General features: G+C 72.7%; 14 protein-coding genes. 9 read left to right on the top strand and 5 right to left on the bottom strand.

Annotation, left to right across the window (positions count from 1 at the left end; genetic code table 11):
* Nucleotides 1–5: 5 nt before the first annotated feature.
* Together OG504_RS24345 and OG504_RS24340 are read right to left on the bottom strand one after the other, a co-directional pair.
* Nucleotides 6–1,361 (bottom strand): PH domain-containing protein, encoded by a 1,356-nt coding sequence (locus tag OG504_RS24345; protein WP_405991716.1) that lies wholly within the window; start codon nucleotides 1,359–1,361, stop codon nucleotides 6–8.
* The gene (locus tag OG504_RS24340; protein ID WP_405991715.1) at nucleotides 1,358–1,858 is read right to left on the bottom strand and encodes a PH domain-containing protein; all 501 of its coding nucleotides are present in this window, start codon (nucleotides 1,856–1,858) and stop codon (nucleotides 1,358–1,360) included. The genes OG504_RS24345 and OG504_RS24340 overlap by 4 nt, the downstream gene beginning before the upstream one ends.
* A gap of 31 nt (nucleotides 1,859–1,889) precedes the next feature.
* Between OG504_RS24340 and OG504_RS24335 the strand changes: the two genes are divergently transcribed.
* Entirely contained in the window at nucleotides 1,890–3,041 is a 1,152-nt protein-coding gene (locus OG504_RS24335; protein WP_405991714.1) for an NADH-quinone oxidoreductase subunit D, read from the top strand.
* Between the two features lie 29 nt (nucleotides 3,042–3,070).
* Here the strand turns inward: OG504_RS24335 and OG504_RS24330 are convergent, their stop codons facing one another.
* Nucleotides 3,071–4,099: an SAM-dependent methyltransferase gene (locus tag OG504_RS24330; protein WP_405991713.1), complete on the bottom strand. Its 1,029-nt coding sequence runs from the start codon at nucleotides 4,097–4,099 to the stop codon at nucleotides 3,071–3,073.
* Nucleotides 4,100–4,217: 118 nt separating this feature from the next.
* Here OG504_RS24330 and OG504_RS24325 point away from each other — a divergent pair, with 118 nt between their 5' ends.
* Entirely contained in the window at nucleotides 4,218–5,423 is a 1,206-nt protein-coding gene (locus tag OG504_RS24325; RefSeq protein WP_405991712.1) for a sensor histidine kinase, read from the top strand.
* Between the two features lie 98 nt (nucleotides 5,424–5,521).
* Nucleotides 5,522–6,193, top strand: a complete 672-nt coding sequence (locus tag OG504_RS24320; RefSeq protein WP_026151569.1) for a response regulator transcription factor — start codon at nucleotides 5,522–5,524, stop codon at nucleotides 6,191–6,193.
* Nucleotides 6,194–6,254: 61 nt separating this feature from the next.
* Here OG504_RS24320 and OG504_RS24315 read toward each other — a convergent pair whose 3' ends face one another.
* Nucleotides 6,255–7,367, bottom strand: coding sequence for a DUF5937 family protein (locus OG504_RS24315; RefSeq protein ID WP_405991711.1), 1,113 nt, complete (start codon nucleotides 7,365–7,367; stop codon nucleotides 6,255–6,257).
* Nucleotides 7,368–7,466: 99 nt separating this feature from the next.
* On the opposite strand from OG504_RS24315, the gene OG504_RS24310 reads away from it, so the two are divergent.
* Nucleotides 7,467–7,682 carry a hypothetical protein gene (locus OG504_RS24310; RefSeq protein WP_405991710.1) on the top strand — a complete coding sequence of 72 codons (216 nt, stop codon included), beginning with the start codon at nucleotides 7,467–7,469 and terminating at the stop codon, nucleotides 7,680–7,682.
* Between the two features lie 56 nt (nucleotides 7,683–7,738).
* Here OG504_RS24310 and OG504_RS24305 read toward each other — a convergent pair whose 3' ends face one another.
* Entirely contained in the window at nucleotides 7,739–9,004 is a 1,266-nt protein-coding gene (locus OG504_RS24305; protein WP_405991709.1) for a threonine aldolase family protein, read from the bottom strand.
* A gap of 185 nt (nucleotides 9,005–9,189) precedes the next feature.
* Between OG504_RS24305 and OG504_RS24300 the strand changes: the two genes are divergently transcribed.
* The 5 genes from OG504_RS24300 to OG504_RS24280 are packed head-to-tail and all read left to right on the top strand — an operon-like array spanning nucleotide 9,190 to nucleotide 14,666.
* Entirely contained in the window at nucleotides 9,190–10,110 is a 921-nt protein-coding gene (locus OG504_RS24300) for a Rossmann-like and DUF2520 domain-containing protein (RefSeq protein ID WP_405991708.1), read from the top strand.
* Nucleotides 10,107–11,114 carry a pantoate--beta-alanine ligase gene (gene panC / locus OG504_RS24295; RefSeq protein WP_405991707.1) on the top strand — a complete coding sequence of 336 codons (1,008 nt, stop codon included), beginning with the start codon at nucleotides 10,107–10,109 and terminating at the stop codon, nucleotides 11,112–11,114. Before OG504_RS24300 ends, panC begins: the two co-directional genes overlap by 4 nt.
* A gap of 11 nt (nucleotides 11,115–11,125) precedes the next feature.
* Complete coding sequence (locus OG504_RS24290) at nucleotides 11,126–12,883, top strand: L-aspartate oxidase (RefSeq protein WP_405996415.1); 1,758 nt, start codon at nucleotides 11,126–11,128, stop codon at nucleotides 12,881–12,883.
* A gap of 5 nt (nucleotides 12,884–12,888) precedes the next feature.
* On the top strand, nucleotides 12,889–13,866 hold the full coding sequence (gene nadC, locus OG504_RS24285; RefSeq protein WP_405991706.1) for a carboxylating nicotinate-nucleotide diphosphorylase: 978 nt from the start codon (nucleotides 12,889–12,891) through the stop codon (nucleotides 13,864–13,866).
* Between the two features lie 2 nt (nucleotides 13,867–13,868).
* Nucleotides 13,869–14,666: a type III pantothenate kinase gene (locus tag OG504_RS24280; RefSeq protein ID WP_200680630.1), complete on the top strand. Its 798-nt coding sequence runs from the start codon at nucleotides 13,869–13,871 to the stop codon at nucleotides 14,664–14,666.
* The last annotated feature ends 47 nt before the right edge of the window (nucleotides 14,667–14,713 follow it).

The raw sequence follows: 14,713 nt of genomic DNA, 5'->3' as shown, positions 1-14,713 counted from the left end.
ACCGGTCAGGCCATCCAGCGGTCCGGCCGGGCGTCCCTGCGGCCCGTCCGTGACCGCTCGGCCTGGCCGCGGAGCAGCTCCGTAGCCTCCTCAGCGTCCCGTAGACGCGCTGTGACGGTCTTGTTGGCCCCCGTGTCCACGTGGACCTCCGCAAGCCCCCAGAGGCGCTGCCAGGGCCCCTGGCTCAGCCGTACGCTCTGCACCTTCGCGTGCGGCACCAGCGCCAGGCTCCGGCGGAGCAGGCCGTGCCGGGACGCGAACACCGTGTCGGTGACCGCGAGGCCGTAGCCGCGCCACCACAACGGCATGCACCGGCCCGCTCGTCGCGGCGGGCGGGACAGCTCCTCGCGTGACGGCACGGTCACGCCGGGCAGCACGCGCGCGACGACCGCCTCGGCGATCTCGCGCGGGGCGACCGGCACCAGCACGGAGTTGGACGAACCGGCCACGTCCAGCTCGACCCGCACCCACCCGCGCCGCCGCCACAGCAGCGGCTCCACGATCCGCACGGTCTGCACGCGGCCCGGCGGCACCGTCTCGTGGGTGCGGTCCAGCAGCCCGTGGTCGATGCGCAGCCCGTCCGGGGACTCGCCCACCGTCCAGTCGTACTCGCCGACGAACCGCCCCACGCTGCTCGCGCCCGCCGCGCCCAGCAGCGGCAGCGCGGTCGCGAGGACCGTCCACACGCTGTGGGTGGCGAACCACAGGAGCGGCGGTACGACGAGTGCGGCGGCCAGTGATCCCCAGGTGGCGCCGGTCAGCACCAGGGACACCGCGAGGACCCCGGCCGGCACGTGCAGCAGCTGCCGCGCGGGCGCCTCGCCGACCTCGTGCGCGGTCTCGGGCGCGAACCCGGCCGCCCGCGCGAGGAGTTCGGCCCGCAGCGCCCGCGCCTCGCCCTCGCCCAGGAAGGCGAGTTCGTCCTTCTTGTCGGTCCCTACGACGTCCAGCTTCAGCTTGGCGACGCCCGCCACGCGCGCGAGGAGGGGCTGTGTCACGTCGACGGCCTGGATACGTTCCAGCCGGATGTGCGCGGTGCGCCGGAACAACAGCCCTGTACGGATGCGCAGTTCGGTGTCCGTCACCGCGAAGTGCGTGAACCACCAGGTCAGGAAGCCGTACAGGGCGGCGGCCGGGACGAACACGGCGAGCCCGATGAGCAGCGTGACCGTGGTCAGCCGGGTCAGCTGTTCCTGCGCCTGGTTGGGGTCGTGCACCGCCCACCCGATGATGACGGCGACCGGCGCCCACGCACGCCGCAACGGCGTCACCGGATGCAACCGCCGCTCCACGAGCGGCACTTGCTCCCGTACGACCTCGGTCGCCTCGGGTACGTCCTTGTCGGCTCCCGGCGTCGTCACAGCCCCGCCGATCGGGCCTCGCCCAGCTCGGTGAGCCGGTCACGCAGCCGCTCGGCCTCGGCCGGCACGAGCCCCGGGATGGTCGCGTCGGTCGCCGCGGCCGCCGTGTGCAACTGCACGCTGGCCAGCCCGAAGTGCCGCTCCACGGGCCCCGAGGTCACCTCCACGAGCTGCATCCGCCCGTACGGCACGATCGTCTCGTGGTGCCACAGCACACCCCTGGTGATCAGCAGGTCGTCGGCGCGCTCGGCGTACCTCCAGGAGCGCCAGTTGCGGCCCAGCAGCACCCAGCCCCACGCCATGAGGGCGAGCGGCAGCAGCGCGAACGCAGCCCACCCGGTGCCGACGAAAAGGCCCAGCGGCACCCCCAGGACCACGGCAAGCAGCCCCAGCCACACCACCAGCAACAGGCGTCGCATCTTCAGCAGCCCCGGCGGCAGCCCGGTCCACACCGGCTCGCGCGCCGCGCCGTCCTGGGCGGCAGTCCCCGTTTCCATGCCGCAAGCGTACGTACGAGAGACTGTGCCCATGACTCCCACGACGGAGACCATGGTCGGGATCGGCGGCGCCGCGGAGAGCACCGACATGGTGCTCAACATCGGCCCCCAGCACCCCTCCACGCACGGTGTGCTGCGCCTGCGGCTCGTCCTCGACGGCGAGCGCATCCAGCACGCGGAGCCGGTGATCGGCTACATGCACCGCGGCGCCGAGAAGCTCTTCGAAGCGCGCGACTACCGCCAGATCATCATGCTCGCCAACCGCCACGACTGGCTGTCGGCCTTCTCGAACGAGCTCGGCGTGGTCCTAGGCGTGGAGCGCATGCTCGGCATGGAGGTCCCCCCGCGCGCGGTGTGGACGCGCACCCTCCTCGCCGAGCTGAACCGGGTGCTCAACCACCTGATGTTCCTGGGGTCGTACCCCCTCGAACTCGGCGGTATCACCCCGGTGTTCTACGCGTTCCGGGAGCGCGAGGTGCTCCAGAACGTCATGGAGGAGGTCTCCGGCGGGCGCATGCACTACATGTTCAACCGCGTCGGCGGCCTCAAGGAGGACGTCCCGGCGGGCTGGACAGCACGCGCGCGTGAGGCCGTCTCCGCCGTGCGCTCCCGGATGGACCGCTTCGACGACCTGGTGCTCGGCAACGAGATCTTCCGGGGCCGCACGCGCGGAGTGGGCGTGCTGTCGCCGGAGGCCGTGCACGCGTACGGCGTGAGCGGGCCCATCGCGCGCGCCTCGGGCGTCGACTTCGACCTGCGGCGCGACGAGCCGTACCTCGCGTACGGCGAACTCCAGGACACCCTGAAGGTCGTCACGCGCCAGGAGGGCGACTGCCTGGCTCGCTTCGAGGTGCTCCTGGAGCAGACCCACAACGCGCTCGACCTCGCGGACGCCTGCCTCGACCGGCTCGCCGGGCTGGAGCCCGGTCCGATCAACCAGCGGCTCCCGAAGGTCCTGAAGGCGCCCGAGGGACACACCTACGCGTGGACCGAGAACCCGCTCGGCATCAACGGCTACTACCTCGTCAGCAAGGGCGAGAAGACGCCGTACCGGCTGAAACTGCGCTCGGCGTCCTACAACAACATCCAGGCGCTCGCCGTGCTGCTGCCGGGGACGCTGGTGGCGGACATGGTGGCGATCCTGGGGTCGCTGTTCTTCGTGGTCGGGGACATCGACAAGTAGGGCGCGCGGACGGCCGGTTCGCGGGTGGCTCAGTCCTGTAGCGGGTCCGGAATTCCAACCGACTGCACGAGCCAGCCGAAGTCGCCGAGTCCGCCCGGTGCGGTGAGTTCGGCGGCTTCTCCGGCGCCCGCGAGCGCTCGGACGTAGGCCGTCGGGTCGGTGGAGGCCAGCGTGAGCGGGGGGCGCGCGCCTGTGACGCCGAGGGCGCGCAGGGCGGCGCGTTGGGTGAGCAGGCGTGCGCCGGGGAGCGCGCTCCCCTTATGGGCGGCCGTCTCGCCCGCTTCCGCGCAGGCGTCCAGCGCCACGTGCGCCGTGATGTCGCACGAGCCGTCCGGCACGGGTGCCGTCTCGCGGCCCTCGCGGAAGCCGGTGAGCGTGCCGAACGGGGGGCGGGCGTCCCGGGTGTGCGCGTAGTCGACGGCGATCGCGAGCCCCCGGTCGACGGTGGCGACGGCGGACGCCCAGACCGTGTCCCTGGGGAGGCCGATCTCGGCGCGCAGGCCCTCCTCGGGAGCCAGGGGCCACCATCGGGCGAGCCACTCGGCCTCCGCACCGGAGAGGGGCTCCCCGAGACGCTCGGTCCCGTCCTCCCGTACGAGCACGAGCCGCGGGACGCCGGCGGGGTCCACCTCGGCCACCTCCACGGGCACGTTGTCCAGCCACTCGTTGGCGAACAGCAGCCCGGTGATTCCCTTCGGAGGCTCGGTCAGCCACTCGACGCGCGGATCGAGTCCTTCGGGGCGGTCGGCGATCTCGACGGCGAACGCACGCACGCGTGCGGCCACTTGGGCGGGCAGCGCGGCGAACACTCCGGTCACCAGCTCACCGCGGCCGGCGGCCAGGTCCACGAAGTCCAGGGCGGCCGGCTTGTCGAGGGCCTCGTCCACCCGGCACAGCAGCCGGGCCACGGCGCCCGCGAACAGCGCCGACGCGTGCACGGACGTACGGAAGTGTCCGGCGGGTCCCTCGGGCCTGCGGTAGAAGCCCTCGGGCCCGTACAGGGCCTCCTCGGCCGCTGTCCGCCAGCCGCGCCACCGGCCCGTGGTGTCTTCCGTCACGTGGTCAGACTAAGTGCAGAGGACAACGGGGCCTCCACCTTGGGGAGTACGCGGGACGTATACGGATCGGTCCTCCGGTTGACCCCCGCACACTTCGCGCGTCCCTACGCTGGGTTACGTGCAGCGCCTCTATGACTTCCTCCGCAGACACCCGACATGGGTCGACACCTTCTGGGCTGTCTTCCTGCTGGGGCTGAGCGGCGTGAGCATCGCGAGTACGAGCTACGCGTCGGGCCGGCACGGGACGGCGGCCGGGGCGATCGCCGCGTCCGCCGTGATGTGTGTGGCGATCGCGCTGCGCCGCCGCTGGCCGGAGAAGATGCTCGTCCTGGCCAGTGCGACGGGCCTCGCGCAACTGGTCCTCGACGTCGAGCCCGTGGTGGCCGACTTCGCCATGCTGGTGATCGTCTACACCGTCGCCGCGGTCGGTGCCCGCTGGGCCTCCCGCTTCGCCCTGGCCGCCGGTCTGTCCGCGGCGACCCTGGCGCAGATCCGCTGGCCACAGGAGCACACGAGTTCCGCCGGGCTGGTCGCGCTGGCGATCTTCCAGACGGTGCCGTTCGCGCTGGCCTGGGTGCTCGGAGACTCGATGCGCACCCGGCGCGCGTACTTCGCGCAGCTGGAGGAGCGCGCCGCCCGGCTGGAGAAGGAGCGCGAGGCGCAGGCCAAGGTCGCGGTCGCCGCCGAGCGCGCCCGCATCGCGCGCGAGCTGCACGACGTGGTCGCGCACAACGTGTCGGTGATGGTGGTCCAGGCCGACGGCGCCGCCTATGTCCTCGACTCCGCGCCGGACCAGGCGAAGAAGGCCCTGGAGACGATCTCCTCCACCGGCCGCCAGGCACTCGCCGAGATGCGCCGCCTGCTGGGCGTGCTGCGCACCGGCGAGCACAAGGAGGCCGGCGAGTACGTGCCGCAGCCGGACGTCGAGCAGATCGACGACCTGGTCGAGCAGTGCCGTACGTCCGGACTGCCCGTCGACTTCAAGGTCGAGGGCACCCCGCGCCCGCTGCCGAGCGGCGTCGAGCTGACGGCGTACCGGATCGTCCAGGAGGCGCTCACCAACACCCGCAAGCACGGTGGCCCGAACACGGGCGCCAGCGTGCGACTGGTCTACTTCGACGACGGACTCGGGCTGCTCGTCGAGGACGACGGCAAGGGCGCCCCGCACGAGCTGTACGAGGAGGGCGGCGCCGACGGCCAGGGGCATGGTCTGATCGGTATGCGTGAGCGGGTGGGCATGGTCGGGGGCACGCTCGACGCGGGACCCCGGCCCGGCGGCGGTTTCCGCATCAGCGCGCTGCTGCCGCTGAAACCCGCGCACTGACATGCCGTACGCCGAGCAGTGACACCTGTAACGAATTGTTGAACGACCTGTTGAACCCCTTGTTGAACGATCCTGTTGACGGAACGGAAGAGGACCCGATGGCGATCCGCGTGATGCTCGTCGACGACCAGGTGCTGCTGCGCACCGGGTTCCGGATGGTGCTCGCCGCCCAGCCGGACATGGAGGTCGTCGCCGAGGCGGGCGACGGCGTCGAGGCCCTTCAGGTGCTGGCCGCGACCGCGGTCGACGTGGTGCTGATGGACGTCCGTATGCCGAAGCTGGACGGGGTGGAGACCACCCGCCGCATCTGCCAGGGCGAGAACCCGCCGAAGGTGCTGATCCTGACCACCTTCGACCTCGACGAGTACGCCTTCTCCGGGCTGAAGGCCGGAGCCTCCGGCTTCATGCTCAAGGACGTGCCGCCCGGCGAACTCCTCACCGCGATCCGCTCCGTGCACAGCGGGGACGCCGTGGTGGCGCCCTCGACGACCCGCCGCCTCCTGGACCGCTTCGCCCCGATGCTGCCCGCCACCGGCAAGGAGCCCCAGCACAAGGAGCTGGAGCGGCTCACCGAGCGCGAGCGCGAGGTCATGATCCTCGTCGCCCAGGGCCTGTCCAACGGCGAGATCGCGGCCCGCCTGGTGCTCTCCGAGGCGACCGTGAAGACCCACGTAGGCCGCATTCTGACCAAGCTCGGCCTGCGGGACCGGGTGCAGGTCGTGGTCCTGGCGTACGAGACGGGGCTGGTGCGGGCGGGCGGCCACGGCTGACGAGGTCGCCGGCGATCTACGGTGACACGGCTCTACGGGACCGCTGTCCGTCCGGTGCCGCCTACCTGAGGATGCCCTCCAGGAAGTCGCTGCCCAGGCGGGCCACCATCGTGACGTCCAGCTGGTGCAGGACGTAGCGGCCGCGGCGGCGGGTGGTGATCAGGCCGGCCTTCTTCAGGACGCCGAGGTGGCGGGATATCTCGGGGGCGGTCATGCCGTGCACCTGGGTCAGCTCGCTGGTGGTGAACGCGCTGCGGGCCAGGCTGCGGCACAGGCGCATGCGGACCGGGTGGGACAGGGCGGTCATCCGCAGGGTCAGCTGCTCCAGGGAGGTCGGCGCGGCGATCTTCGGGGTGTTGTGCACGGGGTAGTGCACGACGGGCTGCCAGCCGTACCGGTACAGGACCGTGAGGTGCGGCCAGCCCAGGGCCGTGGGCACCAGGAGGAGGCCGCCGTCCTGGGTCGACGTACGGCCGGTGCCGAGCTTGTCGACCGTGATGCGGGTGGCGTCCTCGTCGAGCGTCACCGCCGTGGACATCGACGTCAGCGCCTCCGCCAGGCCCTTGCGGCGCAGAAGGTCCGTCTTGTGCCGGGCGTCGGTGGCGAGTTGATGCTGCATCCGGGACCAGGTCTCCGCGAAGAACGCCTCGTCGCAGTCCTCCAGGAACTGCCGCAGCCAGGCCCTGGTCCGCGGCGGGTCGGCCAACAGCCGCTCGGTGAACGCCAGTTGATGCGGACCCCGCGCGGCCGCCTGCTCCAGGGCGCGGCGCCGGATCCCGGCGTCGGTGAGCGGGCCGGGTCCGCCCGTGCTGTAGGAGGTCGCGCAGGTGGTGAACTCCATCGCGGCGTCCACGAACTGCTCGTCCGTCAGCTTGTCCAGCAGGTCCAGCTCCTCGGCGAGCGTGGCCCCGGGGAGCGTGCTGCGGCCCGGGATGCCCGCGTACGGCAGGAACAGGTCGGAGAACGTCGACCTCCACAGGAAGTCCGCCTCGCACATCCGGTCGGCCAGGTGCGGGTCGAGCCGGGCGGTGACACCGGTGACCCAGCCCTGGAGGCCGGGGTGGTGCCCCGGCTCGGACATCGCGTGCAGCGCCATGCACAGCTCGCCCAGGGGTGAGGGCGCGAAGGTGATCCGCTCCTGCCGCAGCCCGGTGATGTCGATGTGCACGCTCATGTCCTCAATCGTGCACCCCGCCACTGACAACGCCCCCCTCGTTTGACGGCGCCCGTCAATCGACGCGACAGCCACCGGGCGGCGGCGCAGCCTGGAGACATGAGCATCACCCAGCAGTACCTCCTCGACACCTACCGCGCCCAGCGCCTCGGCGAGACCCCGCAGCCCCCGCCCGGCACCCACGACCTGCGCACCCTCCGCGAGCTGCGCGGCTACCGGCAGTTCCGCGCGGTCGTCGCGGAACGCCCGGCTCATGGCCGGCTACGGCGGGCTCTGGGCCGCCTGCTGCACCCGCAGGCGCGCTCCGCCTGCTGACACACCCGGGGCCGTGGTCTGCCGCTGAGGTCTCCGGGCCCTGTGGCCGCCGCCTCCTAGCGGGCGGCCGCCTCCTCCTTCAGCCGGACCACGAAGTCCGCGACCGCCGCCTTCACGTCGTCGGCCGTCCACTCCAGGGCGGCGGCGCGCACGTAGACCTCGGTGACCGCGAGGCCCGGGCCCTTCGCGTCCCAGGGATTGGAGAAGAGGGCGGTCTTCGTCTCCTCGGCCTGCCGGATCGAGGCCTCCGTGACGGCGTCGAGGTCGTACGGCAGCCAGACCTGGAACTCGTTCGTGTGCGGCTGCTCGGGGTGGACGCGTGTCCAGGGCACCCCGGCCGCCGCGAAGCCCTCGCGCAGCGCCTCGGCGACCACGCGCGCGTGGGCCACGTACGCGGGGAGCCGGGGGAGTTCCCGGTCCAGGCCCGCGAGGGCCGTCAGCGCGGTGGGGAACTGCTGGAAGACCATGCCTCCGTAGCGGTGCCGCCAGGTCTTCGCCTCGTCGATGAGGGTCTTCGGGCCGACGAGCGCGGCGCCGCCGAGGGCGTCGAGGGACTTGTAGAACGACACGTAGACGCTGTCGGCGAGGTCGGCGATCTCGTCGAGCGGGCGGCCGAAGTGGGTGGCGGACTCCCAGAGACGGGCGCCGTCGAAATGGACCACCGCGTCGCGCTCGCGCGCGGCCTCGACGACCGCGGAGAGCTCCTCCCAGGAGGGCAGGACCAAACCGGCGTCCCGGAGGGGCAGTTCGAGCATCAGCGTCCCGAAGGGCTCCGGGAAGTCGCGGACCTCGTCGGCGGTCGGCTGCCGGGGCTCGCTCGTCACATGGACCGGGCGGAGCCCGCTGACCTGGCTGAACGCGTTCCGTTCGTGCACTTCGGGGTGGGCGAGCGGGTGCAGGGCGACGGTCGGGTTGCCGGTGCGGCCGGCCCAGCAGCGCAGGGCCACCTGTTGCGCCATGGTGCCGGTGGGGAAGAAGGCCGCGGCCTCCTTGCCGAGCAGTTCGGCGACCCGCTTCTCCAGGGTCTCGACCACGCCGCCGCCGTACATGTCCGACGTCTCGTCGAGGTCGTACAGCTCGGCCGCCTCCTGGACGAAGGCGAGCCGTTCCCGGAGTGTGTCCAGGAAGCCGAGGCGGGCGAGGGTCCGCTCCGCGTTCCGGGTGGCGCCGAGGCGCCGTTCGCGGCGCGCCAGGTCGCGTTCCTCGTCGGTTGTCGGTTCCGTTCCCTGCTCGCCCTGCTCGCCCTGCTCGCCCTGCTCGCCCTGCTCGCCCTGCTCGCCCTGCTCGCCCTGCTCTTCGCCTTGTTCCGCCGTATCGCTCATGCTCCGGATGATGCCTGGCGCGGGGCCGCGGGAGCACCCGGATTTTCCCGGGCTTTCCCGTACGGCACGACTGTGCGACAACCCACAGCCTGTGGACAACCGGACGCCCCTCGAACCGATCGCGTTAACATGACGAGAAATCGTCCGGTACCCGGAGCGGACTGGAACGGGAAGGCCGCCGTCGCGTGAGTACATTCCAACAGCCAGAGCCCAAGGACCGCCCCGCGCGGCTCGCCGTCGGTGTCGTCGGCGCCGGCCGCGTGGGCCCCGCGCTGGCCGCCTCGCTCCAGCTGGCCGGGCACCGCCCGGTGGCCGTCTCCGGGGTGTCCGACGCGTCCAGGCGCCGGGCCGCGCTGCTGCTCCCGGACGTGCCGGTCGTCACGCCGGCGCAGGTCCTGGAGCTCTCCGACCTGGTGCTGCTGACCGTCCCGGACGACGCCCTGCCCGGGCTCGTCGAGGGCCTCGCCGACACCGGGGCCGTACGCCCCGGCCAGCTCCTCGTGCACACCTCCGGGCGGTACGGCGCGAAGGTCCTGGACCCCGCTCTGCGGGTCGGCGCGCTGCCGCTGGCCCTGCACCCCGCGATGACCTTCACGGGCACTCCGGTGGACGTCCAGCGCCTCGCCGGGTGCTCCTTCGGAGTCACCGCGCCCGAGGAGCTGCGGCTGGCCGCCGAGGCCCTGGTGATCGAGATGGGCGGCGAGCCCGAGTGGATCGCCGAGGAGAGCCGCCCGCTCTACCACGCGGCCCTCGCGCTGGGCGCCAACCACCTGGTGACCCTGGTCGCCGAGTCCATGGAGCTGCTGCGCACGGCCGGTGTCGAGGCCCCCGACCGGATGCTCGGCCCGCTGCTCGGTGCCGCCCTGGACAACGCCCTGCGCTCCGGCGACGCGGCGCTCACCGGCCCCGTCGCGCGCGGGGACGCGGGCACGGTCGCCGCGCACGTCACCGAGTTGCGCAAGCACGCCCCGCAGACCGTCGCCGGGTATCTGGCGATGGCCCGCGCGACCGCCGACCGGGCCCTGGCCCACGGGCTGCTCAAGCCGGAGCTCGCCGAGGACCTCCTCGGGGTGCTCGCCAACGGCACCGAGGGAGATGCCGGATGACCGCCACCCTGCTGCGCACCGCAGACGAACTCCACGCACGCACGCGTGCCGGCCGTCGCGCCGTCGTGATGACCATGGGCGCCCTGCACGAGGGCCACGCCACCCTGGTCCGCACCGCGCGCGAGATCGCCGGGCCGGACGGCGAGGTCGTGGTCACCGTCTTCGTGAACCCGCTGCAGTTCGGCAAGGGCGAGGACCTCGACCGCTATCCGCGCACCCTGGACGCCGACCTCAAGATCGCCGAACTGGCGGGCGCCGACGTCGTGTTCGCACCCTCCGTCGACGAGGTCTACCCCGGCGGCGAACCCCAGGTGCGCATCTCGGCGGGCCCCATGGGCGAACGCCTGGAAGGCGCGGTCCGCCCCGGCCACTTCGACGGCATGCTCACCGTCGTCGCCAAACTGCTGCACCTCACCCGCCCCGACGCCGCCCTGTTCGGCCAGAAGGACGCCCAGCAGCTCGCCCTGATCCGCCGCATGGTGCGCGACCTGAACTTCGGCATGGAGATCGTCGGCGTGCCGACCGTGCGCGAGGCCGACGGCCTGGCCCTGTCCAGCCGCAACCGCTATCTGTCCCCCCGGGAGCGGCGTACCGCGCTCGCCCTCTCCCAGGCCCTCTTCGCGGGCCGCGACCGGCACGCCGCCCAGGAGGCGCTCCGCGCGCGAGCCCGTGAGGTGCCCGCCACGCACGCGCGTGCCGAGGCCCTCAGCGCCATCGGGGAGTCCCGCGCGGCGGCCGACACGCACGCCGTCGCCAAGGCCGCCCCCGGCCCCGGCAACCCGGCCTCCGTCCGCGCGGCCGCCCGCCTGGTCCTCGACGACGCGGCCCGGCTGGACCCGCCGCTCGTCCTGGACTACCTCGCCCTGGTCGACCCGTCCGACTTCACGGACGTCGACGAGGACTTCACCGGAGAGGCCGTCCTCGCCGTCGCCGCCCGGGTCGGGACGACCCGGCTGATCGACAACATCCCACTCGCTTTCGGAACCCTCGGAGCCGCCTCGTGACCAGCACAGGCATACGCCCGCCCGTCGCCCACCACCACCCTCAAACGAGAGCGCTTCGCGCTCACCCCCGCTTGCATGCCCCCGCCCCAGGATGGTCCATCGGCGCGGACGTCGTGGTCGTCGGCTCCGGAGTGGCCGGTCTGACCGCGGCCCTGCGCTGCGAGGCGGCCGGGCTGCGGACGGTCGTGGTCACCAAGGCCCGCCTCGACGACGGCTCCACCCGCTGGGCCCAGGGCGGCATCGCCGCGGCCCTCGGGGAGGGCGACACCCCCGAACAGCACCTGGACGACACCCTGGTCGCGGGCGCGGGCCTGTGCGACGAGGAGGCCGTACGGATCCTCGTCACCGAGGGCCCCGACGCCGTACGGCGGCTCATCGAGACCGGCGCCCACTTCGACGAGTCCTCCGAAGGAGGACTGGAGCTGGCCCGCGAGGGCGGCCACCACCGGCGCCGAATCGCGCACGCCGGCGGCGACGCGACCGGCGCGGAGGTCTCCCGGGCGCTCGTCGAGGCCGTACACGCGCGTGGCCTGCGCACGATCGAGAACGCGCTCGTCCTCGACCTTCTGACGGATGCCGACGGTCGTACCGCGGGCGTCACCCTGCACGTCATGGGCGAGGGCCAGCACGACGGTGTGGGCGCCGTGCACGCGCCCGCCGTGGTCCTCGCGACCGGCGGCATGGGGCAGGTCTTCTCGGCGACCACCAACCCGTCCGTGTCGACCGGCGACGGGGTCGCACTCGCCCTCCGCGCGGGCGCCGAGGTCTCCGACCTGGAGTTCGTGCAGTTCCATCCCACCGTGCTGTTCCTCGGCGCGGACGCGGAGGGCCAGCAGCCCCTCGTCTCCGAGGCGGTGCGCGGCGAGGGCGCCCACCTGGTCGACGCCGACGGCGTGCGCTTCATGGTGGGCCAGCACGAACTCGCCGAGCTGGCGCCCCGGGACATCGTCGCCAAGGGCATCATGCGGCGCATGCAGGAGCAGGACGCCGAGCACATGTTCCTGGACGCCCGGCACTTCGGCGCCGACATGTGGGAGCACCGCTTCCCGACGATCCTCGCCGCCTGCCGCAGCCATGGCATCGACCCGGTCACCGAGCCCGTCCCGGTCGCCCCGGCCGCCCACTACGCCTCCGGCGGCGTCCGCACCGACTCCCGGGGCCGTACGACCGTCCCCGGCCTGTACGCGTGCGGCGAGGTCGCCTGCACCGGCGTGCACGGCGCGAACCGGCTCGCCTCCAACTCCCTCCTCGAAGGCCTCGTCTACGCCGAGCGCATCGTCGCCGACATCACCGGGAACCAGGCCGAAACCGCCCTCCACGCGCGTGTGCCCGAGCCGGTCCCGCACCCCCAGAAGCCCGCGCACCCGCTGCTCGCCCCCGAGGCCCGCTTCGCGATCCAGCGGATCATGACCGAGGGCGCGGGCGTCCTGCGCTCCGCCGACTCCCTCGCCCGGGCCGCCGGACAGCTCCAGCAGCTGCACACCGACGCCCGCGACGCCCTCGACGAGAACGGCAAGACCGCCGAGCCCGGCGTCGACACCTGGGAGGCCACCAACCTCCTGTGCGTGGCCCGCGTCCTGGTCACCGCCGCCGCGCGGCGCGAGGAGACCCGGGGCTGCCACTGGCGCGAGGACCACGCCGACCGCGACGACAGCGCCTGGCGCCGCCACATCGTCGTACGGCTGAATCCGGACCGCACGCTGGCCGTACACACCACGGACACCGCAGACTTCCCCCCGACCCGGCAGCACCGTCCCCAGGAGCAGTGACAGACGTGAGCACCCACGACCTTCCCCTCGCCGACAGCGGCGGCTGCGGCGACGGCTGTACCTGTGGCGCGGGCGAAGATGCCGAGTACATGGAGTGTGGTCTCGACCCCGCGCTCGCCGAGCTCCTGGCGGACGCCGGACTCGACCCCCTGGAGGTCGAGGACATCGCCAACGTCGCCATCCAGGAGGACCTGGCCGGCGGCGTCGACGTGACGACCGTGGCGACCATCCCCGAAGAGGCCGTCGCCACAGCCGACTTCACCGCGCGCGAGGCAGGCGTCGTGGCGGGCCTCCGGGTCGCCGAAGCGGTGGTCTCCGTGGTCTGCACCGACGAGTTCGAGGTCGAGCGGCACGTCGAGGACGGCGACCGCGTGGAGGCCGGGCAGACGCTCCTGTCGGTCACCACGCGCACGCGTGACCTGCTGACCGCCGAGCGCAGCGCGCTCAACCTCCTGTGCCGCCTCTCCGGCATCGCGACCGCCACGCGCGCGTGGGCCGACGCTCTGGAGGACACGAAGGCGAAGGTCCGCGACACCCGCAAGACGACGCCGGGACTGCGCTCCCTGGAGAAGTACGCGGTCCGCTGCGGCGGTGGCGTCAACCACCGCATGTCGCTGTCGGACGCGGCCCTCGTCAAGGACAACCACGTGGTCGCCGCCGGCGGCGTCGCCCAGGCCTTCGAGGCCGTACGGGAGGCCTTCCCGGACGTGGCGATCGAGGTCGAGGTCGACACCCTGCACCAGCTCCGCGACGTCCTGGACGCCGGCGCCGACCTGATCCTGCTGGACAACTTCACGCCCGACGAGTGCGCGGAGGCCGTCGGCATCGTCGCCGGCCGAGCCGCCCTGGAGGCCTCGGGCCGGCTCACCCTGGACAACGCCAAGGCGTACGCCGACACCGGGGTGGACTACCTCGCCGTAGGAGCCCTGACCCACTCCGCGCAGATCCTGGACATCGGCCTCGACCTCCGCGAGGCGCAGTAGTCATGCTCCTCACGATCGACGTGGGCAACACGCACACCGTCCTGGGCCTCTTCGACGGCGAGGAGATCATCGAGCACTGGCGCATCTCCACGGACGCGCGCCGCACCGCCGACGAACTCGCCGTCCTCCTCCAGGGCCTCATGGGCATGCACCCGCTCCTCGGAGAGGAGCTGGGCGACGGCATCGACGGCATCGCGATCTGCGCCACCGTCCCGTCCGTCCTGCACGAACTGCGCGAGGTCACCCGCCGCTACTACGGCGACGTGCCCGCCGTCCTCGTCGAACCGGGCGTCAAGACCGGCGTCCCGATCCTCACCGACAACCCCAAGGAGGTCGGCGCGGACCGCATCATCAACGCGGTCGCCGCGGTCGAGCTCTACGGCGGTCCGGCGATCGTCGTCGACTTCGGTACGGCGACCACGTTCGACGCGGTCTCCGCGCGCGGGGAGTACATCGGCGGCGTCATCGCCCCCGGCATCGAGATCTCGGTCGAGGCCCTCGGCGTCAAGGGCGCCCAGCTCCGCAAGATCGAGGTGGCCCGGCCGCGCAGCGTGATCGGCAAGAACACCGTCGAGGCGATGCAGTCGGGCATCGTCTACGGCTTCGCCGGCCAGGTCGACGGCGTCGTCACCCGCATGGCCAAGGAGCTGGCCGACGACCCGGAGGACGTCACTGTCATCGCGACCGGCGGCCTCGCCCCGATGGTCCTCGGCGAGGCCTCCGTGATCGACGAGCACGAGCCCTGGCTGACGCTGATCGGCCTGCGGCTGGTGTACGAGCGGAACGTCTCGCGGATGTGAGCACGCGCGCGGGGCTCACAAGGGGCTGCCCGGTCATCTCGCGGGCG

The sequence above is a fragment of the Streptomyces sp. NBC_00986 genome (assembly GCF_045162565.1).
Taxonomy (GTDB): Bacteria; Actinomycetota; Actinomycetes; order Streptomycetales; family Streptomycetaceae; genus Streptomyces.
The sequence above is the reverse complement of the archived record's forward strand: the minus strand, read 5'-3'. Positions and strand labels throughout refer to the sequence as shown.